Genomic DNA, 23,706 nt, shown 5'->3' on the forward strand with positions numbered 1-23,706 from the left:
ACACCCCTTGCGCGGAGGCATCGGTCGGTCGGTTTCACGCAGTCCTCGCCGTCCGTGACACGCGCAGGGCGAGCAGCTCGTACAGCATGTCGTGGACCGGGGCGGCCCGGCCCGCCCGGCCGGCGAGGCGGACCGCGGCGCCGGTCCAAGCCTCGAGTTCCGACGGCCTGCCCGCGAGGATGTCCCGTTGCAGCGAGGACGTGACGTCGGGCGGCTGCCGGTCCATAAGCGCGGTCGCCGTGTCCACGGCGTCGTCCGGGAGCGCGATGCCCAGCTCGACGCCGGTCTCGTACATCTCCCGCATTCCGGCGATGAGCATCTTTCGGATGCCGGCGCGCGACCGCAGCTCGCCGACGGTTGCCCCGCCGGTGGCGGCGCCAAGGCTGCCGATCGGCACCACCAGTAGGAACTTCGCCCACAGGTCGGCCCAGATGTCACTCGGCTCGGGAGCCGCCACCGAGGCGTCGCGCAGCGCCTCGCGCAGCCGTTTCACCCTGGGGGACGCACTGCCGTCCCACTCCGCGAAGCCCAGGGCACCGGGGGGACCCATGTGCCTGATCTCGCCGGGACCGGCCGTCGTGGCCACGATCCTGACGGTGCCGGGGAGCACCCGATCGCGGCCGATGCCGGCGGCGACCTGCTCAGGGGCCTCCACCCCGTTCTGTACCGTGACCACGGCGGTGTCCTCGCCGAGCATCGGGGGCAGGGCGTCGACGGCGGCCGACAGTTGCGGCGTCTTGACGCAGAGCAGTACGAAATCGACCTCGCCGATGTCCTTCGGGTCGTCCGACGCACGCACCTGGGGCACGGACCACTCGTGCTTGCCGCTGGTGACGCGCAGCCCGTCCCGCCTGAGCGCGGCGAGGGCCTCACCGCGGGCCAGGAACCGCACATCGCACCCGGCGGCGGCGAGCCGCCCGCCGAGATACCCGCCCACTCCGCCAGCGCCCAGCACAGCGATGCTCGGGCCGCCCGGTTCATGTGTCGTCGTCATCGGGGCAGCCGCTCCCGCACTCGGATGGGAAGGGACTCCAGGCCCCGGCTGAGCGAACTGTCGGCGAGCCAGACGACCTCCTCCTCGGGCACTGCGAGTTCGAACCGCGGCAGTCGGCGTAGCAACGTGGAGAAGGCGATTTCGCCCTGGAGCCGGGCCAGGGGAGCGCCGATGCAGAAGTGCACACCGTGCCCGAAGGAGAGGTGGCGATTCGGGGAGCGGGTGATGTCGAAGCGTTCCGGGTCGTCGTACGCCTCGGGGTCGTGGCCCGCGCTGGACAGGGATAGGTGGACGAAGCTTCCCTTGGGTATGTCCACTCCCCCGAGCTGCATGTCCTCCGCCGCGACCCGCAGCGAGGCCCAGGCGGCCGACCCCTCGTAGCGCAGGATTTCCTCGATCGCCGTGGGGATCAGCTCGGGGTTCGCGCGGAGCATGTCCAGTTGCTCGGGGTGGCGGAGCAGCAGCAGTGTTCCGTTCGCGACCATGTTGGCCACCGTCTTGTGGCCGGCGATGATGAGCAGAAGGAGCGACGACAGCAGCTCCTGCTCGCTGTACACGTCGGCGTCCCGGGCCCTGATGAGTTCGCTCAGCAGGTCGTCCCGCAGATCGCCGCGGCGTTCGGCCACCAGCCGGGTGAAGTAGTCCGTGAACTCCTGGCCTGCCGCCTTGAGTTCCGCCTCGGCGTGCTGCAGCGGATCCTGGCTGAGGATGTAACTCCAGTGCAGGAACAGCGGCCTGTCCTCGACAGGTATCCCGAGGTACTCGCAGATGACGGTGAGCGGAAGCGGCAGGGCGAACGCGGTCAGCAGGTCGATGTCATCGGACTGTGGGAAGGCGTCGATGAGTTCGTCGACGATGTCCTGGATGCGGGGGCGGAGCCGGGCGACTGCGTTGGGCAGGAAGGCCCGGCTGATCGGCTTCTTGAGGCGGGTGTGCTTGGGCGGGTCGGCGAACCCCAGATTGCCGACCACGAGGAGGCTGTTGGCCACGGCCTTGTCCCGGTACGGGGCGGGCAGGTTCTCGACCTGCTTGGACAGGCGCGAGTCACCGAGCGCCTCCTCGACGATCTTGTTCCCGAGCACCGCGTAGGCCTCGGCGCCGGAGGGAACGTCGATGCGATGGACCGGGCACTGGGCCCTTAGTTCCGCGGTGACCGCGTGCGGATTCGGTCCGGGATGGGTGAAGAATTCCGAGGGAAGAATGTCGGACATCACGCCTCCTGGACTCGTACCGTTTCGCTGCCGCCCGCCACCGCTGGCACTATCCAGATGACGTCATTGTCCGCGACTTTCGTTTCGAGGCCGTCGAGACATCGAATGTCGCTGTCGTTGCGATAGATGTTGACGTAACGTTTCACCGCCCCCTCCTGGTCCATGAGCCGCTCCTGGGCACCGGGACACACTCGTTCAAGAGCGGCGAGCACCTCCCGGACGGTGTCCCCTTCGGCGGGCAACTGCCGCCGACCGCCGGTCAGCACGTGGAATGCCGCGGGAAGCTTGATGGTGACGACCGGTGCCGGGAGACTCTTGCCAACGGTTTGTGAGACCACGTCAGACATGCGCCATCACTCCTTGGGTACCGCCATTTTTCCTTGGGTGGGCCGTTACTCTTTGGGCAGGCCTGCGAAACTGAATTCATCGCGAATGGCCGAAGGAATGTGGATGTCAAGCCTCTCGCATTGCTCAGGGCCGGGCCGCCAGCCCGCCGCCCGGTGCTCCAGGAGGCCGTCGATCGCACGGATGTACCAGATCACATTGACCGGCCAGGATGACTGACGGAAGAGGTACTCATCCATCCGAGTCGGATTTTCACTGAGCTTCTGAAACCGCTCGTGCGGTGGGCCGATCTCGTGCCAGTTCGGGTGCGAGTGAATGGATCCCAGTAGGTCCAGTCCCTTCGCGGACTGCCGCCGGATCGCCTGGAAGACACCCTTGTCGTCGCTCCAGAATCCTCGCCCCGGGTTCCGGTACACCTCGCCGAACTGCGGGGCGATGATTTCCTCGAACTCGGCCATCACACTCTCGTCGCGGTCGCGGACGTTCTGCACGAATTGAATGTCGCTGATCGTTATCTCGGATCCGTCCGACCGTCCGAACAGCAGTCCCGAGGTACGCGGGAGATGAGAGGGGACCCCGTCCGCGTCACGGCTGTCCAGACACTTCCGACACTCCTGGACGGCATTGTCGATGAAACGCCTGAGGGGTTCGCTTTCGAAGCAGGCGGTCCTCGGTAGATCGGCAGTCACACGCCGAGCGCTCTCAAAGCTTGTCACTTGTGACTCCTCCGATTTCCTCGGTCGACCCATACGATGCCAACCAGGAGTACCGAGCAAGCCGAACTACAACCAAGGATGCACCGGGCCCGCATTCCGGCTGACCGAGGGCCGGCCTGTCGTTATGATGTGCCCATGCATCTCTCGTCATCTCTGTGCTGGTGGCGCTCCTCATAGGAGCGGCCGCCTCTGATGCATGACAGGGCCGTTCGAATGGATGGACGGCCCTTCCGCGTCTCCTGGACCAGGGATCGTGCCATCCTCACGGCGGCATCGACCCCAAGGAGACCTCGTGAACGCCGCACCCCAGACCATCGCCCCCGACGCCACCACCTCTGGCACCTCCGGCGACATGCTCGGCATGTCCGCCGTTCAGGCCCGCAGCGCGGTACTGGAGGAGCAGATCGTCAAGCACCCCAAACAGTTCCGGGTGCTGACGGGCGACCGCCCCACCGGTCGCCTACACCTCGGCCACTACTTCGGCACGCTGCACAACCGCGTACGTCTGCAGAACCTCGGCGTGGAGATGTTCGTGATCATCGCGGACTACCAGGTCCTGACCGACCGCGACGTAGCAGACAACCTGACCGAGCACGTGGAGAACCTGGTACTGGACTACCTCGCTGTCGGGGTGGACCCGGCCCGCAGCACGATCTTCACGCACAGCGCCGTGCCCGCCCTCAACCAGTTGATGCTGCCCTTCCTCAGCCTCGTCTCCGTCTCCGAGCTGAACCGCAACCCCACGGTCAAGGACGAGATCGCCCACTCGCGCCAATCGGCCGTCAGCGGCCTGATGTTCACCTACCCCGTCCACCAGGCGGCCGACATCCTCTTCTGCAAGGGCAATCTGGTCCCGGTCGGCCAGGACCAGCTCCCTCACCTGGAGATCACCCGCACCATCGCGCGTCGCTTCAACGACCGCTACGGCAACGGCACCCCCGTCTTCCCCCAGCCCGACGCCCTGCTGTCGAGTGCACCGCTGCTGCTGGGCACTGACGGCACCAAGATGAGCAAGAGCCGCGGCAATGCCATCCTGCTGTCCGCCGACGCCGACGAGACCGCCCGTCTGCTTAAGGGGGCCAAGACCGACTCCGAGCGCCGCATCACCTACGACCCGGCCAACCGCCCGGAGGTGTCGTCGCTCCTCCTGCTGGCGGCGCTCTGCCAGAACCGGTCCCCCGAGGAGGTGGCCGCCGAGATCGGCTCCGCCGGGGCCGCCGCGCTGAAGAGGACGGTGACCGAGTCCGTCAACGAGTACCTGGCCCCGATCAGGGCCCTGCGGGCCGAGTACGCGGAGGACCGCGGCTACCTCCGCCAGACGCTGCGTGAGGGCAACGAGCGGGCCCGGGTGGTTGCCGACGCCACGCTCGCCGAGGTGCGTGCAGCCATGAACAGCGTCTACTGAGGTCGGCCGGTGGGACACCCCCGGTTGCCGCAAGCGGTGTCCCACCCCCCGGTTCCTGCCGCCCACCAGCGCAGGTGATCGCGATCAGGAGACGAGGGCCTGGATGCACCCTTGGATGCAGTCACGGCCTGGGACGATACGATCCTCGTACCCTGGCGCCGTGACCATGACCACCGGCAGAGTTCTCACCACTGCATCACAGCCTCGTGTCTCGCTTTGCCGCGGGCTCCGCTACGCGCGTCTGGGCCTGGTCGAGGCACGGCCTGTCGTCCAGATCGTGTTCCTCATGCGGTTCGCGGTGGGCGCCGCCTTTTCCGCTCAGGATCTGGCGGACGCGCCGAAGTTGGCCGCCGGAGGCCTCGCATGGTGGCTGGCCGTGGTGACCGCCTACCTCGTCAACGGTGTGCTGGACGTCAAGGAGGACCGAGCCAACGGGTCCGCCCGTCCGATCGCCCGGGGCGATCTGCCGGAGCGGACGGCCGCGTTGCTCACCGCGGTCGCGGCCGCGGGGTCGCTACTGCTGTCGCTGTTCGTTCCCGGACTCACCGTATGGGTGGCGCTGTTTCTGCTGCTGGGCTGGCTCTATTCGGCACCGCCGTTTCCCGCGAAGCGCTGGAGCAGCACTTGCGCGGTGGTGGTGTTCGGTCTCGGATGGACCTCGTTCGCGTCAGGTGCCGCTGCCGTGGGAGGAGAACTGGGCCCGGCCGGACTGGTCTTCGCCGCAGTGATGAGCGCCTGGATGGCCTTGGTGGGCGCGGTCGTCAAGGATCTCGGCGACATCGACGGGGACGCCGTCGGCGGGCGCCGCACCATGGCCGTGCGGTACGGCGCCGGCCGGGCCCGCGCGGTCGCGGCGGCGGGTGCCCTCCTCGTCGGCGCGGGCGCCGTTCTGGCGGCACTGGCCTGGGCCCCGCTGACGCTGGCCGGAACGGTTCCCCTGACGATCGGAGCCGTTTGCGTGGTGGCGCAGATCGTCCGTACGGCCGGGGGCACGGACGGGGACAAGAGAACCCGCCGCAGCGCGTACCGCGTGTTCATGCGCACCCAGTACGCGGCGAACATCGCCATGATGCTCGCGCTGTTGCTGCACGGACCTGCGTGACGGCTGCCCGTGTGCCGGTGCGTGTCAGTGAGCCTTTTCCAACCTCCCGTAACAGCAGGTCAGTTGGGCTGACAGACAGGCGAAGCCCTTGGTAGATGGGTTTTCGACCAAAAGAACCGTCTCCACCAGAGGCTTCGCATGCTTGTCTCCCCGTCCGGCGTCGACGTGTCCAGCTCCGCCCTGGGCTTCCTCGCCGCCCGTCTGAGGGAACACCGCCGCGCTCTCGGAACCCGATGGCGCCGCCTGAACGCAGGCCGACAAGCTCTGCTTGCCTTCGCCCACTTGCGCAACGGGCAGCCCTACGCCCGGCTCGCGGCCGGATTCGGGATCGGCACCACCACCGCCTACCGATACATCACCGAGGCCGTCAACCTCTTGGCCACCCTCGCCCCACCCTCACCGAAGCCGCACGAGCGGCGTCGATGAAGGCGTACGTGATCCTGGACGGGACACTCCTGCCCATCGACCGAATCGTCGCCGACCGCCCCTTCTACTCAGGCAAGCACAAGAAGCACGGCATGAACGTGCAGCTCATAGCCGATCAGCAGGGGCGTCTGATGTGGGCTTCACCAGCCTTGGCCGGCGCCATCCACGACGTCCGGGCCGCGCGCGAGCACGGCATCATCGAGGCACTCGCCGCGGTCGGCATCACCTGCTGGGCAGACAAGGGCTACCAGGGCGCAGGCGGCGCGGTCCGTCTCCCTTACCGCGGCCGATGGGAGAGCCTCTCCACCGGCCAGCAGGCCGTCGCAACGGTTCGGCCGATGCGATTGGTGCTGCACCGGGCTCTGCGCAGGATCCGCCATTGCTTGAGGCGGGCGAAGGCGCGCTCGCCCGGTGCCCGCAGGCGAGCGTGGTTTTTGTTGAACCGGGCGTACTACTCGGGCAGGAGATGTGCTCGACCACCTCCTGCGGGACGTCGAGCATTGGCTCGATACGGGACCAGCGAGGATCCTGCGTGAAGTGCTGATGGGTGAGATCACCAGCACACCGGCCAGGAGCCTCGTCCCGTTATGACTTCACTCACCGGCCACCATCACCCCTGAGCGCAGGATGAGAAGAGTTCAGTAGCGTCCGAAGGCCTTGTTGACGGCGTCGATACGGGAGACGGCGTCCAGCTTTCCGTAGATGTTGTTGAGATGCCGCTTCACGGTCGCCGTCGTTATGCCGAGCCGGCGGGCTATCTGACTGTTGCTCATCGCCTTCGCGACCATCTCGAGCACCTCCCTCTCACGCCGGGACAGCGCCGAGCAGGCCGCGGCGTGCGCCGGCGCCACCTCCGAGGCGCCCGCTTCGGCGTCGTCGTTCAGGACGCCGTCGGACGCCCGGGCGGTGGCCTCCCCGTAGCCGACGGCCCCAGCGTAGAGACGGCTTCCGGAGCTGTAGCGGAAGGCGGAACTAATCAGCAGCAGCGCAGACGCTCGTCGCGCGGGCGCCTCGTACTGCACTGCAGTACGGATGATCGGCTGCATGGCATTCCACAGGACTTCCACCGCGCGAATCGACTCGGCCACCGCGATTCCCTGGTCGGCGCGGTCGGCGCCTACGAGGCGCGAATACCGCCAAACTTCGACCGGCTCCGGCGGCTGGTCTCCGTTCAGCGTCGTGATGCAGTCCTCTACGATCGCTTGCGCCTGATCGCGGCATTTCGGCCACGCCTGCCTGTCCATCACCAAAGGACTTCGGACCGCCCGCAACGCCGTCTGGTAGGAGTGGATGACGGCAGGAATTGCGGTGCGCAGAAACCGCGCCGCAGCCGGATAGCGCACAGGCCCCCCTTGCTGCACCCTTGTCAAACCGAGTGGTTACACCGACCGACGCCGCACCCCAACGCGGCAGCGGCCAGGAGGCGGCGACTTGCAAAGGTTAACAATGCCGTCCCTCTGGCCCATAGTCGCCTGCCCGACTTTAGACGATCTTGGCAACTGACCGTATGCCGCATCGCGATGAGGCGGAGCCCCGGAGTGTTCCTCGGTTGTCCGGTTTGATCACTGCAGTCAGCCGACTGCGTCTTGGAGGGCGGTTCGTGGGCTGATGTCCGTTCCCGGAGGAGGTTGGGGGCAGGGCTGCTGGCCGCGGGGTCTCCGGGAAGTACTGCTTCTTGGCGAAGCGGCCGGGCACGATGTGGTCGTGCTGGCAAGATCGGGCCATGGGTTTGAACATGGTCGTCGGTGTGCTCAGCGATGCCGAGGACGACTACACCGAGATGCTCCGCGCTGACTTCGTTGCAATCGGCGAGCTACTGGAGCGGGCGGGAGCGCGGCAGTGGACCGAGCCCGATCCGGTTGAGGCGGAGGACGCGGAGTTCGAGATGTGGGGTTACTCGGGCTTGCATGCCGTTCGTCGTCTCGCCGTCCACCTTGCGGCGGGTGGGCGCCTGCCCGATCCCTTGCATGAGGCCCAGCGTGCGACTGACGACCCGCTGTTGAGCAAGGTCTACAAGGCTCTCCCAGGCGATACCCCGGGACCGTTCGACCACCTGATCCATCATTCGGACTGCGAGGGGTACTACGTCCCTGTCGACTTCACCCACGTCATCGTCGACAGAAGGGCACCGGGCGGCTACCTCGGTTCCTCGGTGCGACTGCTGGCGGAAACCCGTCGACTCGCTGAAGCCCTTGGTCTCCCAGAAGACCTCGATCCGCACTCCGAAGAGGTCTTCGAGGCCACCGATGCCGAAGAGCCGGCCAGCGAGGGATGGCAGCGTTACGGTGTCGAATCCTATGTCTGCCTGCAACTCCTCCAGGCTGCGAAACTCTCGATCGCGACCGGAGCAGCCATCGCCTTCACCTGAGAGCACACTCCCTGAGTTGACGTCTCTTTCCGGCCAGCTGCAGCAGGGCTGCTGGCCGGGGGCTTGGTCGGTTATTGCTGCCTGGTGAAGCTGCCGGTGTCGATCTCGGTGAGGATGCCGAGCTTGACCAGGCGTTTCAGCTTGGCGCGGGTGCCCCCGATGTTCTCCGGCAGCAGTTCGTGGTCGAGAGCCCGGCAGACGTCGCGGGCCCTCAGCGGGCCGGTGGCCTCGTTGAAGACGGTGAGGATGCGGGGGTGGTCCGGATGCTCGGGCAGGTCGGGTGAGGCGGTCTGGGGCGGCATCCGGTCGGCGAGGGCGGTGACGGTCTTCCGGGTGATCGCGAGGTGCTCGAGGTGGGTCTCGGCCTCCGCAGCCGGGCCTGCAGTTCGCCGATCTGTGTGCGGAGTTCGTCGGCCAGGGCCTGGGCGGCATCTTCCTGGAGGTTGAGCGCATCGAGCAGAGGCTGGATGTTCACGCGGCCACTGCCTGCGGGTCGCGCCAGGTCGGGGTGTTCGCGCCGGTGAGCCGACGGGCCATGACGTGGGTCATCGCCCAGTAGACGCGGGAGGCGGAGGAGGACGGGCGGTGCTCGTAGTCGCGGACCAGTCGCCGGTGCAGTATCAGGATCCCGTAGGTCTGCTCGACCCTCCACCGCTTCGGCTGCGGGACGAACCCCGTCTCCTGCGGGTTGCGCTCGACGATCTCGACGTCGATGCCCAGGCCGGCGCCGTGCAGGGCGACCTGGTTCTTGAAGCCCTGGTCGACAAAGGCTTTGCGGACGGTGCCGCTGGCGTGCTCGGCGGCCTGGTCCAGCAGGACGGTGCCCGCGGCGTTGTCGTGGGTGTTCGCGGCCAGCACGATGACGGCGATGACCAGCCAGAGCACGTCCACGGCCAGTCCCCGCTTGCGGCCAGCCAGCCGTTTCGCCGGGTCGAGGCCGGTCGTGGGGACGGGGACCCCGGCGGCCACGTGGACACTCTGCGTGTCCAGCACCACCACGGTCGGGTCCTCTGATCGGCGGGCCCTCTCCCGGACCCGGCATCGCAGGAGTTCATGGATGACCTGGTCGGTCCCGTCGTCCCGCCAGGCGGCGAAGTAGTAGGAGGTCGCGCTCTTCTGCGGCAGGTCGTGCGGGAGACAGGCCCACTGGCAGCCGGTCCGCCCCTGGTGGAGGATCGCGTTCACGATCTCCCGCATGTCGTAGGCGCCCTGGTGGCCGCTGACCGAGCGGTGCCGGTCCTTCCACGCGGCGATCACCGGCTCGATCAACGACCACTGCTCGTCCGATAAGTCGCTCGGGTACGGCTTGCGTTCACTCACCCCGCCACACCAGCAGACCACCGGCTGCGGACCGGTAGATCCCGCCCCGCACCCACACCATCAGACGACATCGGAACCACTCAAAGGCTCACGAACCGCCCTCTGAGTCGATCAATCCCAGCTGCCCGAGTTCAACGGAGTGCAGTCAGCACCAAGTCAGCACGGGACAGGTGAGGACGGGTGATGACGTGGGCTTTTAGTCAGCACCAAACCAGCACGGGAGTCAGCACCGCACCGTCAAATCACCCTGAACTACGCGTCCTGGACGGCACTCGTTTCGGCCACCATCGATCCCCTGAACCGCTTTTCCACGAGCTGGCATGGTGGCCGCACGCATAGCCGACCCTCGAACTATGTTGCCCCGCCACATGTGCGCCTGACCTGCGGATTCCTACGGTGTGGCGACACGCAAACGTCCCCGTCACACCCCAGGAAGTGGTGCCGATGTCGTCGCCCGCAGCCGCTCCACCGACGCCGAACTCGCTCAAGCGCATCGTCACCGCCAGCCTCATCGGCACCACCATCGAGTGGTACGACTTCTTCCTCTACGGCTCCGCCGCCGCCCTGGTCTTCAACAAGCTGTTCTTCCCGGACTCCGACCCGCTGGTGGGCACCCTGCTGTCCTTCCTGACGTACGCCGTCGGATTCGCGGCCCGGCCGCTGGGCGCGCTGGTGTTCGGGCACTACGGGGACCGGCTCGGGCGCAAGAAACTGCTGGTGCTGAGTCTGCTGCTGATGGGCGGGGCGACGTTCGCCATCGGGCTGCTGCCCACGCACGCCACCGTCGGGACCGCCGCGCCGGTGCTGCTGACCGCGCTGCGGCTCGTCCAGGGCTTCGCGCTCGGCGGCGAGTGGGGCGGTGCCGTCCTGCTGGTGTCCGAGCACGGCGACCCGCGGCGGCGCGGGTTCTGGGCCTCCTGGCCGCAGACCGGCGCGCCCGCCGGCCAGCTGCTGGCGACCGGGGTGCTGTCGCTGCTGACCGCCCTGCTGTCCGACGCCGCGTTCACCGACTGGGGCTGGCGGATCCCGTTCCTGCTCTCCGGCGTACTGGTGATCGTCGGTCTGTGGATCCGCCTGTCCGTCGACGAGTCGCCCGTGTTCAAGCAGGCGCTCGCCCAGGCCCAGGCCCGCAAGGCGGACGCCGAACGGCTGCCGCTGGTCTCCGTCCTGCGCCACCACTGGCGCGACGTGCTGGTCGCCATGGGTGCGCGCATGGCGGAGAACATCAGCTACTACGTGATCACCGCGTTCGTCCTCGTCTACGCCACCACCTCGGCCGACGTCTCCAAGCAGACCGCGCTCAACGCGGTGCTGATCGCCTCGGCGGTGCACTTCGCGGTGATCCCGGCCTGGGGCGCGCTGTCGGACCGGATCGGCCGCCGTCCCGTGTACCTGCTGGGCGCCGTTGGTGTGGGGCTGTGGATGTTCCCGTTCTTCGCGCTCGTCGACACCGGCGGTTTCGGCAGCCTGATCCTCGCCGTGACCGTGGGGCTGGTGCTGCACGGCGCGATGTACGCGCCCCAGGCCGCCTTCTTCTCCGAGATGTTCGCGACCCGGATGCGCTACTCCGGTGCCTCCATCGGTGCCCAGTTCGCCTCCGTCGCGGCGGGCGCGCCCGCGCCGCTGATCGCCACCGCGCTGCTGTCCGACTACGGCAGCTCCACCCCGATCGCCCTGTACGTCATCGCGGCAGCCCTGCTGACGATCGTCGCCGTCGCGGCGGCCGAGGAGACCCGCCACCGGGACCTGGCCGACGTCACGCCCGACGCCGGCGCGCGGCCGGCGGCGGACCGGTCGGCGGACGCCCGCCCCGTCTGACTCCCCCGCCCGCCCCGGCCCCCCGTGCGCCCGCGCACGGGGGTCAGCGCCGTACGGGTGCCGACAACCGGTGCAGCCGCAGGGCGAGCTGGATCTCCAGGGCGCGGGAGGGGGCCTGCCAGTCGTCGCCGAGGAGGCGGCCGACGCGTTCCAGGCGCTGGGCGACCGTGTTGACGTGGACGTGCAGGACGTCCTTGGTGCGGGCGGGGCTCATGCCGCAGGCGAAGTACGCGTCCAGGGTGCGCAGCAGCTCGGTGCCGCGCCGTTCGTCGTAGGCCACGACCCGGCCGATGGTGCGGTCGACGAAGCCCGCGATGTCCCGCTCCCCGGCCAGCAGCAGCCCCAGGAAGCCGAAGTCCTCGGCGGCGGCGCCGTCGCCGCGGCGGCCCAGCAGCCGCAGGGCGTCGAGACAGCGGCGGCCCTCCGCGTAGGCGGCGGCCACGGCGTCGGGCCGGGCGGTGAGGTCCTCCAGTGGAGCGGAGGCGCCGACGGTGACCGGCTCGTGGACGGCGGCGGCCAGCTGCCGGGCGGTGCGGCGGGCCAGGTCGGTGGCGGTGTCGCCGGGGGCGAGCGGCAGCAGCAGGACGGTTCCGCCGTCGCGTGCGGCGGCCAGGCCGTGCCGGGTCGCCGCGAGGTGCGAGGCCGCGGCCCACAGGCGTCTGCGGGCGTCCGCCTCCCGGTCGGCGTCGGCGGCGCCCTCCAGCCGTGCCGCGAGGACGACATGGGTGGCGTCGAGGTCGGCGTGCAGCCGGGCGGCGCGGTCGCGCAGCAGGCGCGGGTCGCGGACGCGGGCGTCGAGCAGGTCGTCCAGCAGCTCGCCGCGGACGCGCTGTTCGGCCTCGGCGGCGGAGCGCCGGGCGAGCAGCAGCAGGGAGGTGACCATCGCGGCGCGTTCCAGCGTGCGCTGGTCGACGGGGTCGAGCCCGGGGGGGCCGTGCAGCACGAGCGCGCCGAGCAGTTCGCCGCCGGCGGTGACGGCGGCGATCCAGCCGTCCTCGTGCGCCACCGCGTGCCCCTGCGCACAGGACGCCTGCAGAGCGCGGGCCGGTGCGGCGGCCGCCTCGGCGAACTCGACCCTGCCGCCCAGCACCTGGGAGACCGCGGCGGCCACGTCGTGCACCCCGCCGCCGCGCAGGACGAGTTCGGCGAGCCGGTCGTGGACGTCGGAGGCGCGCTCGATGACCGCGCTGCGGTCCTGGATGATCTCGTTGGCCCGCTCCAGGCCGGCGAGGGCCGAGCGTGTCTCGGCCAGCAGGTTGGCGGTGTCGATGGCGGCGGCGGCGAGGGCGGCGAAGGAACCGAGGAGCGCGATCTGCTCCCGCTCGAAGACACGGGCGCGGCGGTCGGCCGCGAACAGCACGCCGATGACGTGGTGCCCGAGCATCAGGGGCACGCCGAGGATGGCCACCAGCCCCTCGTCCCGCACGCCCGCGTCGATGGCCGGGGTGTGCTGGAAGCGGTCGTCCTCGAAGTAGTCGTCGGTGACGTAGGGCCGGGCGGTCTGGGCGACCAGGCCGCCGAGCCCCTCCCCCATGCCGAGGCGCAGCTGCTGGAAGCGGGCCGCGACCGAGCCCTCGGTGACCCGCATGTAGGTGTCGCCCCGGACCGGGTCGTTCAGGCTGAGGTAGGCGACGTCCGTGCCGAGCAGCGAGCGGGCGCGCTGCACGATGGCCCGCAGGACGGCGTCCAGGTCGCGCAGTCCGGCCAGGTCGTGCGCGGTCTCGAACAGGGCGGACAGCTCGGCCTCCCGGCGGCGGCGCCCCTCCAGCTCGGACCGCACGCGCAGGGCGAGCAGCTTGGCGTGTTCGAGTGCGGCGATCCGCTCGGCCGGCTGTCCCTCGGCGCGGGCGAGCAGCACCGGCTGCTCGTAGGCGTCGGCGGACGCCCCTCTCGCCAGCAGCTCCAGGAACGGCGTCTGCGCGTCCCCGGCCGCGGGGCCGGGCCCCGCGGTACGGCCGGCCGGCGCTCCGGCACCGGTGGCGGAGCGCTCGGCGGACTGCACGTGGTCGCGAGGCATGGTCACAGGATTCCGTATCGCACGGCCGTCCCGTCAGCCCTGTGGACAACCCGGCCGCCCTCGGACACCGGCGCGGTCAATGTGCGGTCCAGCCGCCGTCGAGCACGAGCGAGACGCCGGTGACGAAGGACGCCTGCGGGCTGCACAGGTACGCCACGGCCTCGGCGACCTCCTCCGGTTCGATGAGCCGCTTGACGGCGCTGTCCTGCAGCAGCACCTCGGACAGGACGCGCTCCTCGGGGATGCCGTGGGCCCGGGCCTGGTCGGCGAGCTGCTTCTCGACCAGGGGGGTGCGCACATAGGCGGGGTTCACACAGTTGGAGGTGACACCGTGGGGCGCGCCTTCCAGGGCGACGGTCTTGGACAGGCCCTCCAGCCCGTGTTTCGCGGCCACGTAGGCCGACTTGTAGGCCGAGGCGCGCAGACCGTGCACGGACGACACGTTGACGATGCGGCCCCAGCCCTGTCCGTACATGTGGGGCAGGGCGCCGCGGACGAGCCGGAACGGTGCCTCCAGCATCACGGTGAGCACCGTGTGGAAGACGTCTGGCGGGAACTCCTCGATGGGCCGCACCAGCTGCAGCCCGGCGTTGTTGACCAGGACGTCGGTGCCCGCGGCGGCGAGTTCGGCGGCGTCGAGATCGGTGAGGTCGAGGACCTGCGGCTCGACGGCGCCCGGCAGGTCACGGGCCCGCTCCGTCAGCGCCTCCAGGCCGGCGGCGTCCCGGTCGACGGCTCTGACCTCGGCCCCGGCGGCCGCGAGCCGCAGCGCGCAGGCGCGGCCGATGCCGCCGGCGGCGCCGGTGACGAGGGCGGTGCGGCCGCCGAGGTCGAGCGGAGGGGCGAAGGGGGCCGGGAGGGCGGGGGGCACGGTCATGCCCCGACCCTAGGCAGCACCAGCACCCCACCCCATGTGGTCACGCCCCATAGTTCATCAGGAACCCATGGGCTCGAACCATGTGGGTGCGTCCGACAGGGCCTGCTTGATCCGGAAGACCCCGTGCTCGTTCAGGTCGGGCAGGGCGTCCACGGCGAACCAGCCGACCTCCAGCGACTCGTCGTCGTTGACCCGAGCTCGGCCGCCGACGGCCCGGCAGCGCAGGGTGATGTCCATGTACTGGCAGGTGTCCCCGTTCACGTAGGTGATCGGCGGCAGCGCCTGGACGAGGACGATCCGCTCGGCGACGCACCGCACCCCCGTCTCCTCCTCGACCTCGCGCACGGCGCAGGCCGCGGGCTGCTCCCCCGGCTCGGGGATGCCGCCGATCACCGACCACCTGCCGGTGTCGGACCGGCGGTGCAGCAGCACTCTGTCCTCGTCGTCGAAGACGATGGCGGTGACTCCGGGGAGCCACAGCAGCTGCCGGCCGGCAAAGGCGCGGAGCGTGCGGATGAAGTCGGGAGTGGCCATGACCCCGACCCTAACGGGCCGGTCCGGTCGCCCCGGCCGCGTTCAGCGGGTGTGCGAGGGGCGTACGGCTACGTGTCACCGGCGCGTCGTCCGCGCAGCCCGGCACCGACCGCCCGGCCCAGCCCGCCCGCCGCGACCAGCAGGAGGGCGATCTCCGGCAGGACGCCCAGCTGCGTGGCGGGCGTCCGCGAGGAGCGCAGCGGCACCTCCTGGACCAGGGAGTCGGCCACGAACATGCCGGTCCTCCGGGTGACGGTCCCGTCCGGCATGATGATCGCGCTGACGCCGCTGGTGACCGGCACCGTGACGGTCCGGCTGTGTTCGACGGCGCGGACCCGCGACATCGCGAGCTGCTGGTAGGTCATCTCGCTGCGGTCGAAGGTCGCGTTGTTGCTGGGCACGGAGATCATCCGGGCGCCGTCGGCGACCGTGTCGCGCACGGCCCAGTCGAAGGCCGCCTCGTAGCAGGTGACGAGTCCGACCTCGGCACCGTTCATGCGGAACACGCCCGGCTCGCCGCCCCGGCTGAAGTCCTGGCGGACCATCGCCGTCCAGTCCTCGTTGATCGCGCCGATGAGCGAGCGCAGCGGAAGGTACTCGCCGAACGGCTGGATCTGCCGCTTGTCGTAGGTGTCGACGGGTCCCTTGGCCGGATCCCACAGGATCTGCTCGTTGAACAGCTCGCCGTCTCGCTCGACGACGCCGCCGACGGAGACGGGCGCGCCGATCGCCCTGGCCGCCGTGTCGATGACGGCCCGCGCGTCGGGGTTGGTGAACGGGTCGATGTCGGAGGAGTTCTCCGGCCACAGCACGATGTCGGGCCTGGCGACCCTGCCGGCCTCGACCTCGGCGGCCAGCCGCTCCGTCTCCCGCGCGTGGTGGTCGAGCACGGCCCGGCGCTGGGAGTTGAAATCGAGCCCCAGCCGCGGGACGTTGCCCTGGATCACCGCGACGGTCACGGTGCCGTCCTCGGCCCGGTCGTCGACCAGGGGCCGGGCGGCCACGGCGCCCGCGACCGGGACGGCGACACCGAGCAGGGCCGCGACCGCCGCGGCCCGCCGTACGGTGCCGGTGCGCCGGGCTTCCACGGCCACGCGCACGGCCTCGTACAGGCCGAAGCCGCACAGGACGACCGCGAAGCCGAGCACCGGGGTGCCGCCCACCGCGGCGAGCGGCAGGAAGACGCCGTCCGCCTGCCCGAACGCGATCTTGCCCCAGGGGAAGCCGTGGAACGGCACGCGTGCGCGTGCCGCCTCCCCGGCGGTCCACAGCGCCGCCGCCCACACGGGCCAGGCGGGCCGCCCGGACACCGCGGCGACACCCGCTCCGACCAGCGCGACGAAGACCGCCTCGATCACCACCAGGGCGATCCACGGTCCCGGACCGACCTCCACCCCCGTCCACACCAGCAGCGGCAGCAGGAACCCGAGACCGAAGAGGTAGCCGAGGCCGAGACCCGCCTTCCAGCCCCGGCCGTGCAGCACCCGGCCGAGGACGGCGAAGGCCGGCAGGGCCAGCCACCACAGGGTGCGCGGCGGGAAACTGGCGTAGAGCAGGAGGCCGGAGAGCCCGGCCGCGACGGCGGGAACGAGACGCCGGAGCCGGCGGCCCCGCGCCGTGGGCGCGGTCTGCGGCTCCAGCCGGCCCGGCTCGCCGACGGGGGTTGCGGTGGCGGTCACTCCGGGAGTGTACGGCGCGTGACCTCGGCGCCGACAGCGCGGTCCACGGGGTGACCGGCGGCCGCGCCGCCACCGGAGCCGGGTCCGGCACCGGGCCCGCCGCGGTCGGCGACGCGCCGGGCTTTACCGCGGTGCCGACGGGTGCGGTTCCGCCAGCGAGGGGCGGCCACGGCGCGTCCGCCCGCCGACGAGCCCACGAGCCGGCGCGGGGTGCGGCGGGGCACGCCGCACGGTCCGAGGGGCCGGGGCGCGCGCGAGCTGAAAGGCCGGAGCACGCGCACGGACCAAAAAGCCGGGGCACGCGCACAGACCAAAAAGCCGGGGCACGCGCACGGACCAAAAAGCCGGGGCACGCGCACGGGCCGAGGGGCCGGCCCGGTGGCTCAGTGCGCGGCGGCGCCGGGCCTGGTCGGCCGCAGCCGGTCCCTGATCACCCGCACGGCCGCCTCCGCGTCGTCCACGGTGATCGTGAACGTGTGGCCGTCCCACATTTGCAGGACGACCCCCTCACCGCGCCGGACGACGACCGCGGTGCCCTTCTCGGGCCGCCAGCGGTAGCCCCAGCCGCCCCAGTGGCGCGGGGTGACGTGCGAGGCGTACTCGGCCCCGGCGACCTGCGAGAGCGGGATGCGGCGACGCGGCACGCCCATGTGGCCGCAGCGCACCTCGAGGCATTCCTCGTCGACCCGCAGGGCGACGTGCACGAACGCGAGGGTGCCGAACAGGACCAGCAGCCCGGCGGCGATGCATCCGACGACGGCCATGACGAGCGCGGCGGTGCCGGAGGTCCACGGGGCGTCGACGGCCAGCTGGATGCCGAGCGCCATGCAGGCGGCCCCCGCGAGCGCCAGTACCCACTGGAACCGGTTGGTGGCGCGTCCGGTCCAGACGTCGGGATGGGGGGCGTTCTCGCCGTGGCCGTGGTCCCTCATGCCTACGAGGTTACTCAGCTTCCGCTGCGCGGGTACCTCGTCGCGGGCGTCACTGGGCCGGCCGGGCGGACGGCGCGGCGGTCACCGGGCGGAGGCGGCCGTCCGCAGCAGACGGCCTTCCTCGTAGGCCAGGGCTGGCGCGGGCAGCGCGCCCTCGCGGCCGCTCAGCAGCACCGTCAGGGTGCCCTCCGCCCGGGCCTGCGGGGCGGGCCGCTCGCCGAGGCGGCGCAGCGCCTGGGCGGCCACCGCTCCGGCCGAGCCGTGCAGGACGAGGGGCGGGCGGCCGGGGCGCTGCACGGCGGCCCGGATGCGCTCGGCGACCAGTTCGTAGTGGGTGCAGCCCAGGACGACGGTCGTCACGTCGTCGGGGGTGAGCTCGGCCGCCGCGGCGACGGCGGCGTCGATGGCCGCCTGGTCCGCGCGTTCCACGGCCTCGGCGAGACCCCGGCAGGGCACCTCGGTGACGGGCACCCCGTCGGCGAATTCCCGGATCAGCCCGCGCTGGTAGGGGCTGCCGGTGGTGGCCGGCGTGGCCCAGATGGCGAGGGGTCCGCCGCCCGCCGCGGCCGGTTTGATCGCCGGGACCGTGCCGATGACCGGCAGGTGCGGTTCGTGGCGGGCGCGCAGGGCGGTGAGGGCGTGCACGCTGGCGGTGTTGCAGCCGACGATCAGGGCGTCGGGCCGGTGCCCGGCCGCCGCCTCGGCGACGGCGAGGGCGCGCTCGGTCACGTCTTCCGGGGTCCTGGGTCCCCAGGGCATGCCGTCGGGGTCGAGGGAGAGGACGAGATCGGCGTCGGGACGCAGACGCCGTACCGCGGCGGTGGCCGCCAGCAGACCGATTCCGGAGTCCATGAGCGCGATCTTCACCCGATCACGATAGACGATGAGCCGCCCGGAGCCCGCCGGGTGGGGCAGACTGCGCGCGTGAGCGCCGTTGTGTGGACCGCCGCCGGATCACTCGCCGCCTGGCTGTGGCTGCTGCTGGGCCAGGGCTTCTTCTGGCGTACGGACGTCCGGCTGCCGCCGCGTCGGGAGCCGGACGCGTGGCCGTCCGTGTGCGTCGTCGTCCCGGCGCGCGACGAGGCGGCGGTGCTGCCCGCCGCCCTGCCGTCGCTGCTCGCCCAGGACTATCCGGGGCGGGCGGAGGTCTTCCTGGTCGACGACGGCAGCTCCGACGGCACCGCGGAGCTCGCGCGCGAGCTGGCGCGCCGGCACGGCGGGCTGCCGCTCACCGTGGACTCGCCCGGTGAGCCGCCCGCCGGCTGGACCGGCAAGCTCTGGGCGGTGCGCCACGGGATCGGCCTGGCACGCGCGCGTACCCCCGAGTACCTGCTCCTGACCGACGCCGACATCGCGCACGCGCCGGACAGTCTGCGGCAGCTGGTGGCGGCGGCGCGCTCGGGAGGGTTCGACCTCGTGTCCCAGATGGCCCGGCTGCGGGTGGCGAGCCCGTGGGAGCGGCTCGTGGTGCCGGCCTTCGTGTACTTCTTCGCGCAGCTGTACCCGTTCCGCCGGATCGGGAGGGACGGGACGCGTACGGCGGCGGCCGCGGGCGGCTGTGTGCTGCTGCGCGCGGACGCCGCCGGGCGGGCGCGGATCCCGGACGCCATCCGGCACGCCGTCATCGACGACGTGGCGCTCGCGCGGGCCGTCAAGCGCGGCGGCGGCCGCGTCTGGCTGGGACTGGCCGACCGGGTGGACAGCGTGCGCCCCTACCCGCGGCTGCGCGACCTGTGGCGGATGGTCGCGCGCAGCGCGTACGCGCAGCTCCGGCACGATCCGGTGCTGCTGGCCGGCACGGTCGCCGGGCTGGTGCTGGTGTATCTGGTGCCGCCCGCGGCGGTCGTCGTGGGCCTGGCCGCGGGGAGTGCGTCCGCCGCGGCCGCCGGCGCGTCGGCGTGGCTCGTGATGACGGGGACGTACGTCCCGATGCTGCGTTACTACCGGCAGCCGCTGTGGCTCGCTCCCCTGCTGCCGTTCACGGCGTTCCTCTACCTCCTGATGACGGTCGACTCCGCCGTGCGGCACCACCGGGGGCGCGGCGCGGCCTGGAAGGGCCGCACCTACGCGCGGCCGGGTGCCGCGCCCGACGAGGGCTGAGCCGCGCCGGGCGCGGCGCCCGGGTCACTTCCTGCCCGGGGTCCAGTTCATGCCCCACCCGTAGGCGTGGTCGACGGTCCGCTGCGGGCTCACCCCCCGCTCGGGCACCAGGTACCGGGCCTCGCGCCGGACGACCAGGTCGCCGCCGGTGTTGGTGATCAGGGCGAGGGCGCACACCGGTGAGGGCAGGGTGCAGTCGTCGAGCGAGAAGTCGACCGCGGCCCCGTGCTGCGGTGTGAGGGTGACGGTGGCGTGCAGGTCGGCGAAGGAGCGGGCGCCCTCGTAGATGGTGACGAAGACGAGGATGCGCCGGAAGGCGTCCTTGCGGTCCAGGTTGACGGTGAGGTTCTCACCGGTGTCCACGGCGCCGGTGCGGTCGTCGCCGTCGAGGTGGATGTACGGCGGCCGGTGCAGCGAGCCGAAGGCGTTGCCGAGGGCCTGGACGACCCCCTTGCTGCCGTCGGCGAGCTCGTACAGGGCGCACAGGTCGAGGTCGAGGTCCGCGTGCAGGGCGACCGGGCGGCCGAACTTGCCGCTCCATCCGGAGAACTGCTTGCGCACCTGCCAGTTGAGGTTCACGCGCAGGGCGCCGGAGGTGCCGCCCTGCTTGGCCAGGGAGACCGAGGGGGATGCCTTGGTGAGCGTCACCTTGGTCAGCCGCACCGGTGCGGCGGGAGGGGCCGGCGGCGGGGGCGCGGCGGCCGGTCGCGCGACCGGGGGCGCCGCGGACGGCGGCGCGGCCGTCGGGGGCGCGGCCGGGGCGGCCCGCTGCGGCTCGTCCACCGTGATGCCGTAGTCCGTGGCCAGGCCCTCCAGGCCGCTGCTGTAGCCCTGGCCGACGGCGCGGAACTTCCAGGCGCCCTGGCGGCGGTAGAACTCGCCGAGCACGAAGGCCGTCTCGGCCGTGGCGCCGGGGTTGTCGAAGCGGGCCACCACGGTGTCGCGGGTGTCCCGCACCTCGATGTACAGGTCCGGGACCTGAGCGAACGTGCCGCCGTCGGCGGAGGCGGCGACGACGACCGTCTGGACCGCGGGCTCCAGGCGCGCGAGGTCGACCAGGAGCGTGTCGGTCACCCGGCCGCCGGTGTCCCGTTTGCCCTCGTGGCGGACCGCGCCGGAGGAGTGCGCGGGCTGGTTGTAGAAGACGAGGTCGCCGTCGGAGCGGACCTTTCCGCCGGCCAGCAGCAGCGCCGAGGCGTCCGCGTCGGGCACCCCCGGGCCGGAACGCCAGCCCAGTTCGACCCGCAGCGCCGCGGCCGGCACCGGAGTGTTCGACCCTTTCAGCATGTGCATGCCCACCCCTTCACGCGTCACCGCGCCGGGTCGCGCCCCGGCAGTTCGTCCGGTGCCGTGCGGACAACCTATTCCCCGCCACGGCGAGCTCCCATGGGGGGCGCGCGAACCCCGGGGCCAACCGCCGGTAACCCGCCCGGAACTCGGCCTTTACACGATCAAGCCATTGGCCGGTGTCCTTTTTTGTCAAATTCGCTCGCATTGGGGATGCCAGGTCACCGCGGGCACGGAAAACAACCCTCTTATCGGTCTCCCCAACCAGCACATCGTGGGCTTAACTTATGTGCCATGACCTCCCCCGGTTCCACCTATGGTGGCGGCTACTACTCCGCCCCCTTCCCGGACACCCCGATCTACGACTCGCTCGTGAAGGAGCGAGGCACCCCGCAGATCGCCCCGATCCGGGTCCCCGCGCAGTACGACACGCCGGGCAGCCACCTGCCCGCACTCCCCGCGGCGCTGCCCGCCCTCCCGGCAGCCCCGGCCCAGCCCGCCTACGGCTACCCGCAGGCGCCGCAGCCCGCCCCGCTCCAGCAGGCGCCCGCGGCGTACATCCCGCAGCAGGCCACCGCGCCGCGCGGCTACCCCGGACCGCAGCCGCAGCCGCCCCGGCCCGCCCCGGCGACCGCCGCGGGCTACGAGGCGATGCGCCCCGCGGCTCCCCGGCCCGCCCCGGCTCCCTACCAGGATCCGTACAACAACCAGCAGTACCGCGGTTACTGAACCGGCCCGGGGCCGTCGGCGCCGCCTGGCACGATGACCCCATGGCGAACGACGCGCATCTGCACTCGGTCCACATCCATCCGGTCAAGGCGTTCCGGGCCCTGGCGCCCCGGGAGGCCGTCGTGGAGCCCTGGGGGCTGGCCGGGGACCGGCGCTGGGTGCTGATCGACGACGGGGGAAAGGTCCTCACCCAGCGCCAGCAGCCACGTCTCGCCCTCGCCGCCGCCGAGCTCCTGCCCGGCGGCGGCGTACGGCTGTCCGCGCCCGGCATGGAACCGCTGACGGTGGGCGTCCCCCGGCCGGTCGCCACGGTCCCGGTGGAGATCTTCCGCGACAAGGTCGAGGCGGTCCCCGCCGAGGACGCGGCCGCGCACGCCTGGTGCAGCGCCTTCCTCGGCACCGGCGTGCGCCTCGTGCACATGGACGATCCGGCCGTGCGCCGGCCCGTCGACCCGCAGTACGCCCTGCCGGGCGAGACCGTCTCCTTCGCCGACGGCTACCCGCTGCTGCTCACCACGCTCGCCTCGCTCGACGCTCTCAACACCCTGATGGCGCAGGGCGATCACGCCGGCGAGGGCCCCGTGCCCATGAACCGCTTCCGGCCGAACCTGGTCGTGGCGGGGACCGCCGCCTGGGCCGAGGACGGCTGGTCGCGCATCGCCGTCGGCGAGGTCGTCTTCCGCGTCGCCAAGCCCTGCGGACGCTGTGTGGTGACCACGACCGACCAGGGCACCGCCGAGCGCGGCAGGGAGCCCCTGCACACGCTCGGACGGCACCGCCGCCTCGACGGCAAGCTCGTCTTCGGGCAGAACCTGGTGCCCCTCGCCCGCGGCACGGTCCGGATCGGGGATCCGGTCACGGTCCTCGCGTAGGCCTCGCGCGCAAGGACGGCCGCTTCGCGCGAGGAGCCTGGCTCCCGCCCGCGGGGCGGGTGTTCCCCGCCTCCGCGGGCGGCCCGTCCGGGACGGGAACCGCGTTCCGGGCCCGGCCGTTGGTCTTTCATGAGAAGTTCATGAGAGTCCTGGGGAGAGGTGATGTCACCCTCCTTCGACCGGGCTCTCGCGCGGCCGGCTCCGCCGGGGGCCGCCACGGAGCGGGAAGGGGGGTGCGGGCGGTGCGGGCGATCAGCGGACTCTGGCGCTGGCGGCACAATCCGCTGTGCCGCGCGACCGATCTGGCCGAGGCCTGGCTGGCCCTGTTCGCGCTGCTGGTGATCGTCCTCGCCGCCCCGCTGGCCGGCTCCGTCGCCGGCGGCGCCGCCCAGGACGCCCTGCAGCGGTCCGTCCGGGAGCAGCACCACGCGCGCCGCCTGGTGACGGCCACCGTCGTCCGCAGGCTGGACGGCTCCCCGCTGGACGCCGACCCCGAGACCTCCACGGCAGGGGACGTGCGCAACCGCGTCCTCGCGCGGTGGACCGCGCCGGACGGCACCGAGCGCCGCGGACCGGTCGTGGCGGGCCTCAAGTCCCCGCAACCCGGCGACCGGTTCCGGATGTGGACCGACCGGCACGGCCGGCCGGCGGCCCGCCCGCTCGAGCCCGCGACGGCGACCACGCACGCCGTCCTCGCCGGGTTCGGCGCGGCCCTGGCGACCGCGGGTCTCGTGGAGGGCGGCAGACGGCTGGTCGTCTGGCGCATGGTCCGCCGCCGGTACGTCCGTTGGGACCAGGCGTGGGACAGGGCGGGCCCGGACTGGGGCAGGACCGGCGCCGGCAGTTGACGGCGTTCCGGCTCCGGTCAGCCGGCCGCCCCCGCGCACGCTACGGTGGTCCGGCCGAACCAATCGGCATCGACCCGCGCGTGAGGGAGCCACAGGGCGCCCCGAAGGCGAACGAGCCATCAGTAC

Annotated in this window: 22 protein-coding genes and 2 pseudogenes; 9 read left to right on the forward strand and 15 right to left on the reverse strand. The window is 71.6% G+C overall.

Going from position 1 to position 23,706, the window contains the following annotated elements; translation table 11 throughout:
- Nucleotides 1-34 precede the first annotated feature (34 nt).
- From AB0L29_RS20790 to AB0L29_RS20805, 4 genes are read right to left on the reverse strand one after another with little or no spacing between them, the layout of a single operon-like run.
- Nucleotides 35-994, reverse strand: a complete 960-nt coding sequence (locus tag AB0L29_RS20790; RefSeq protein WP_365829170.1) for a 2-dehydropantoate 2-reductase — start codon at nucleotides 992-994, stop codon at nucleotides 35-37.
- Nucleotides 991-2,205, reverse strand: a complete 1,215-nt coding sequence (locus tag AB0L29_RS20795) for a cytochrome P450 (protein ID WP_365829172.1) — start codon at nucleotides 2,203-2,205, stop codon at nucleotides 991-993. The genes AB0L29_RS20790 and AB0L29_RS20795 overlap by 4 nt, the downstream gene beginning before the upstream one ends.
- Nucleotides 2,205-2,552, reverse strand: a complete 348-nt coding sequence (locus tag AB0L29_RS20800) for a MoaD/ThiS family protein (RefSeq protein ID WP_365829174.1) — start codon at nucleotides 2,550-2,552, stop codon at nucleotides 2,205-2,207. Before AB0L29_RS20800 ends, AB0L29_RS20795 begins: the two co-directional genes overlap by 1 nt.
- A gap of 45 nt (nucleotides 2,553-2,597) precedes the next feature.
- Nucleotides 2,598-3,041 (reverse strand): hypothetical protein, encoded by a 444-nt coding sequence (locus AB0L29_RS20805; protein WP_365829176.1) that lies wholly within the window; start codon nucleotides 3,039-3,041, stop codon nucleotides 2,598-2,600.
- A 577-nt stretch (nucleotides 3,042-3,618) separates the two neighbouring features.
- On the opposite strand from AB0L29_RS20805, the gene trpS reads away from it, so the two are divergent.
- The 3 genes and pseudogenes from trpS to AB0L29_RS20820 all read left to right on the forward strand — a co-directional run.
- Nucleotides 3,619-4,671: a tryptophan--tRNA ligase gene (trpS, locus tag AB0L29_RS20810; protein ID WP_365829220.1), complete on the forward strand. Its 1,053-nt coding sequence runs from the start codon at nucleotides 3,619-3,621 to the stop codon at nucleotides 4,669-4,671.
- A 166-nt stretch (nucleotides 4,672-4,837) separates the two neighbouring features.
- Nucleotides 4,838-5,773, forward strand: a complete 936-nt coding sequence (locus AB0L29_RS20815) for a UbiA family prenyltransferase (protein ID WP_365829221.1) — start codon at nucleotides 4,838-4,840, stop codon at nucleotides 5,771-5,773.
- Nucleotides 5,774-5,911: 138 nt separating this feature from the next.
- Nucleotides 5,912-6,576 (forward strand): annotated as a pseudogene (locus AB0L29_RS20820) (transposase family protein); the annotation flags it as partial.
- On the opposite strand, the pseudogene AB0L29_RS20825 reads toward AB0L29_RS20820, so the two are convergent.
- Both AB0L29_RS20825 and AB0L29_RS20830 read right to left on the reverse strand, forming a co-directional pair.
- Nucleotides 6,534-6,638 (reverse strand): annotated as a pseudogene (locus tag AB0L29_RS20825) (IS5/IS1182 family transposase); the annotation flags it as partial. The pseudogenes AB0L29_RS20820 and AB0L29_RS20825 sit on opposite strands and share 43 nt — an antisense overlap.
- Before the next feature lie 199 nt (nucleotides 6,639-6,837).
- Nucleotides 6,838-7,542, reverse strand: a complete 705-nt coding sequence (locus tag AB0L29_RS20830; RefSeq protein ID WP_365829178.1) for a LuxR C-terminal-related transcriptional regulator — start codon at nucleotides 7,540-7,542, stop codon at nucleotides 6,838-6,840.
- Between the two features lie 380 nt (nucleotides 7,543-7,922).
- Here AB0L29_RS20830 and AB0L29_RS20835 point away from each other — a divergent pair, with 380 nt between their 5' ends.
- Nucleotides 7,923-8,567 (forward strand): hypothetical protein, encoded by a 645-nt coding sequence (locus tag AB0L29_RS20835; protein WP_365829179.1) that lies wholly within the window; start codon nucleotides 7,923-7,925, stop codon nucleotides 8,565-8,567.
- A 71-nt stretch (nucleotides 8,568-8,638) separates the two neighbouring features.
- Here the strand turns inward: AB0L29_RS20835 and AB0L29_RS20840 are convergent, their stop codons facing one another.
- A complete protein-coding gene (locus tag AB0L29_RS20840; RefSeq protein ID WP_365829180.1) occupies nucleotides 8,639-8,869 on the reverse strand; it encodes a hypothetical protein in 231 nt (76 codons plus the stop codon).
- A gap of 169 nt (nucleotides 8,870-9,038) precedes the next feature.
- Complete coding sequence (locus tag AB0L29_RS20845) at nucleotides 9,039-9,887, reverse strand: IS5 family transposase (RefSeq protein WP_365829181.1); 849 nt, start codon at nucleotides 9,885-9,887, stop codon at nucleotides 9,039-9,041.
- A gap of 444 nt (nucleotides 9,888-10,331) precedes the next feature.
- Between AB0L29_RS20845 and AB0L29_RS20850 the strand changes: the two genes are divergently transcribed.
- On the forward strand, nucleotides 10,332-11,705 hold the full coding sequence (locus AB0L29_RS20850) for an MFS transporter (protein ID WP_365829182.1): 1,374 nt from the start codon (nucleotides 10,332-10,334) through the stop codon (nucleotides 11,703-11,705).
- Between the two features lie 43 nt (nucleotides 11,706-11,748).
- Here AB0L29_RS20850 and AB0L29_RS20855 read toward each other — a convergent pair whose 3' ends face one another.
- The 6 genes from AB0L29_RS20855 to AB0L29_RS20880 form a co-directional block, all read right to left on the reverse strand.
- Nucleotides 11,749-13,722, reverse strand: a complete 1,974-nt coding sequence (locus AB0L29_RS20855; protein ID WP_365829183.1) for a GAF domain-containing protein — start codon at nucleotides 13,720-13,722, stop codon at nucleotides 11,749-11,751.
- Between the two features lie 76 nt (nucleotides 13,723-13,798).
- Nucleotides 13,799-14,599 carry a 3-hydroxybutyrate dehydrogenase gene (locus AB0L29_RS20860; protein ID WP_365829184.1) on the reverse strand — a complete coding sequence of 267 codons (801 nt, stop codon included), beginning with the start codon at nucleotides 14,597-14,599 and terminating at the stop codon, nucleotides 13,799-13,801.
- Between the two features lie 57 nt (nucleotides 14,600-14,656).
- Entirely contained in the window at nucleotides 14,657-15,133 is a 477-nt protein-coding gene (locus AB0L29_RS20865; RefSeq protein ID WP_365829185.1) for an NUDIX domain-containing protein, read from the reverse strand.
- A gap of 68 nt (nucleotides 15,134-15,201) precedes the next feature.
- A complete protein-coding gene (lnt, locus tag AB0L29_RS20870) occupies nucleotides 15,202-16,812 on the reverse strand; it encodes an apolipoprotein N-acyltransferase (RefSeq protein ID WP_365829186.1) in 1,611 nt (536 codons plus the stop codon).
- Between the two features lie 383 nt (nucleotides 16,813-17,195).
- Entirely contained in the window at nucleotides 17,196-17,744 is a 549-nt protein-coding gene (locus AB0L29_RS20875; RefSeq protein ID WP_365829187.1) for a hypothetical protein, read from the reverse strand.
- 81 nt (nucleotides 17,745-17,825) lie between these two features.
- Complete coding sequence (locus AB0L29_RS20880) at nucleotides 17,826-18,611, reverse strand: aspartate/glutamate racemase family protein (RefSeq protein ID WP_365829188.1); 786 nt, start codon at nucleotides 18,609-18,611, stop codon at nucleotides 17,826-17,828.
- A gap of 39 nt (nucleotides 18,612-18,650) precedes the next feature.
- Between AB0L29_RS20880 and AB0L29_RS20885 the strand changes: the two genes are divergently transcribed.
- The gene (locus AB0L29_RS20885) at nucleotides 18,651-19,844 is read left to right on the forward strand and encodes a glycosyltransferase (RefSeq protein WP_365829189.1); all 1,194 of its coding nucleotides are present in this window, start codon (nucleotides 18,651-18,653) and stop codon (nucleotides 19,842-19,844) included.
- 24 nt (nucleotides 19,845-19,868) lie between these two features.
- On the opposite strand, the gene AB0L29_RS20890 is transcribed toward AB0L29_RS20885, so the two are convergent.
- Nucleotides 19,869-21,131 (reverse strand): TerD family protein, encoded by a 1,263-nt coding sequence (locus AB0L29_RS20890; protein WP_365829222.1) that lies wholly within the window; start codon nucleotides 21,129-21,131, stop codon nucleotides 19,869-19,871.
- A 294-nt stretch (nucleotides 21,132-21,425) separates the two neighbouring features.
- Here AB0L29_RS20890 and AB0L29_RS20895 point away from each other — a divergent pair, with 294 nt between their 5' ends.
- The 3 genes from AB0L29_RS20895 to AB0L29_RS20905 all read left to right on the forward strand — a co-directional run bounded on the left by AB0L29_RS20895 (nucleotide 21,426) and on the right by AB0L29_RS20905 (nucleotide 23,580).
- Nucleotides 21,426-21,860 carry a DUF6643 family protein gene (locus AB0L29_RS20895; RefSeq protein WP_365829190.1) on the forward strand — a complete coding sequence of 145 codons (435 nt, stop codon included), beginning with the start codon at nucleotides 21,426-21,428 and terminating at the stop codon, nucleotides 21,858-21,860.
- A gap of 41 nt (nucleotides 21,861-21,901) precedes the next feature.
- Nucleotides 21,902-22,732 (forward strand): MOSC N-terminal beta barrel domain-containing protein, encoded by an 831-nt coding sequence (locus AB0L29_RS20900; RefSeq protein WP_365829191.1) that lies wholly within the window; start codon nucleotides 21,902-21,904, stop codon nucleotides 22,730-22,732.
- Between the two features lie 242 nt (nucleotides 22,733-22,974).
- Complete coding sequence (locus tag AB0L29_RS20905) at nucleotides 22,975-23,580, forward strand: hypothetical protein (RefSeq protein WP_365829192.1); 606 nt, start codon at nucleotides 22,975-22,977, stop codon at nucleotides 23,578-23,580.
- The last annotated feature ends 126 nt before the right edge of the window (nucleotides 23,581-23,706 follow it).

The sequence above is a fragment of the Streptomyces sp. NPDC052701 genome, from assembly GCF_040678355.1.
Taxonomy (GTDB): Bacteria; Actinomycetota; Actinomycetes; order Streptomycetales; family Streptomycetaceae; genus Streptomyces.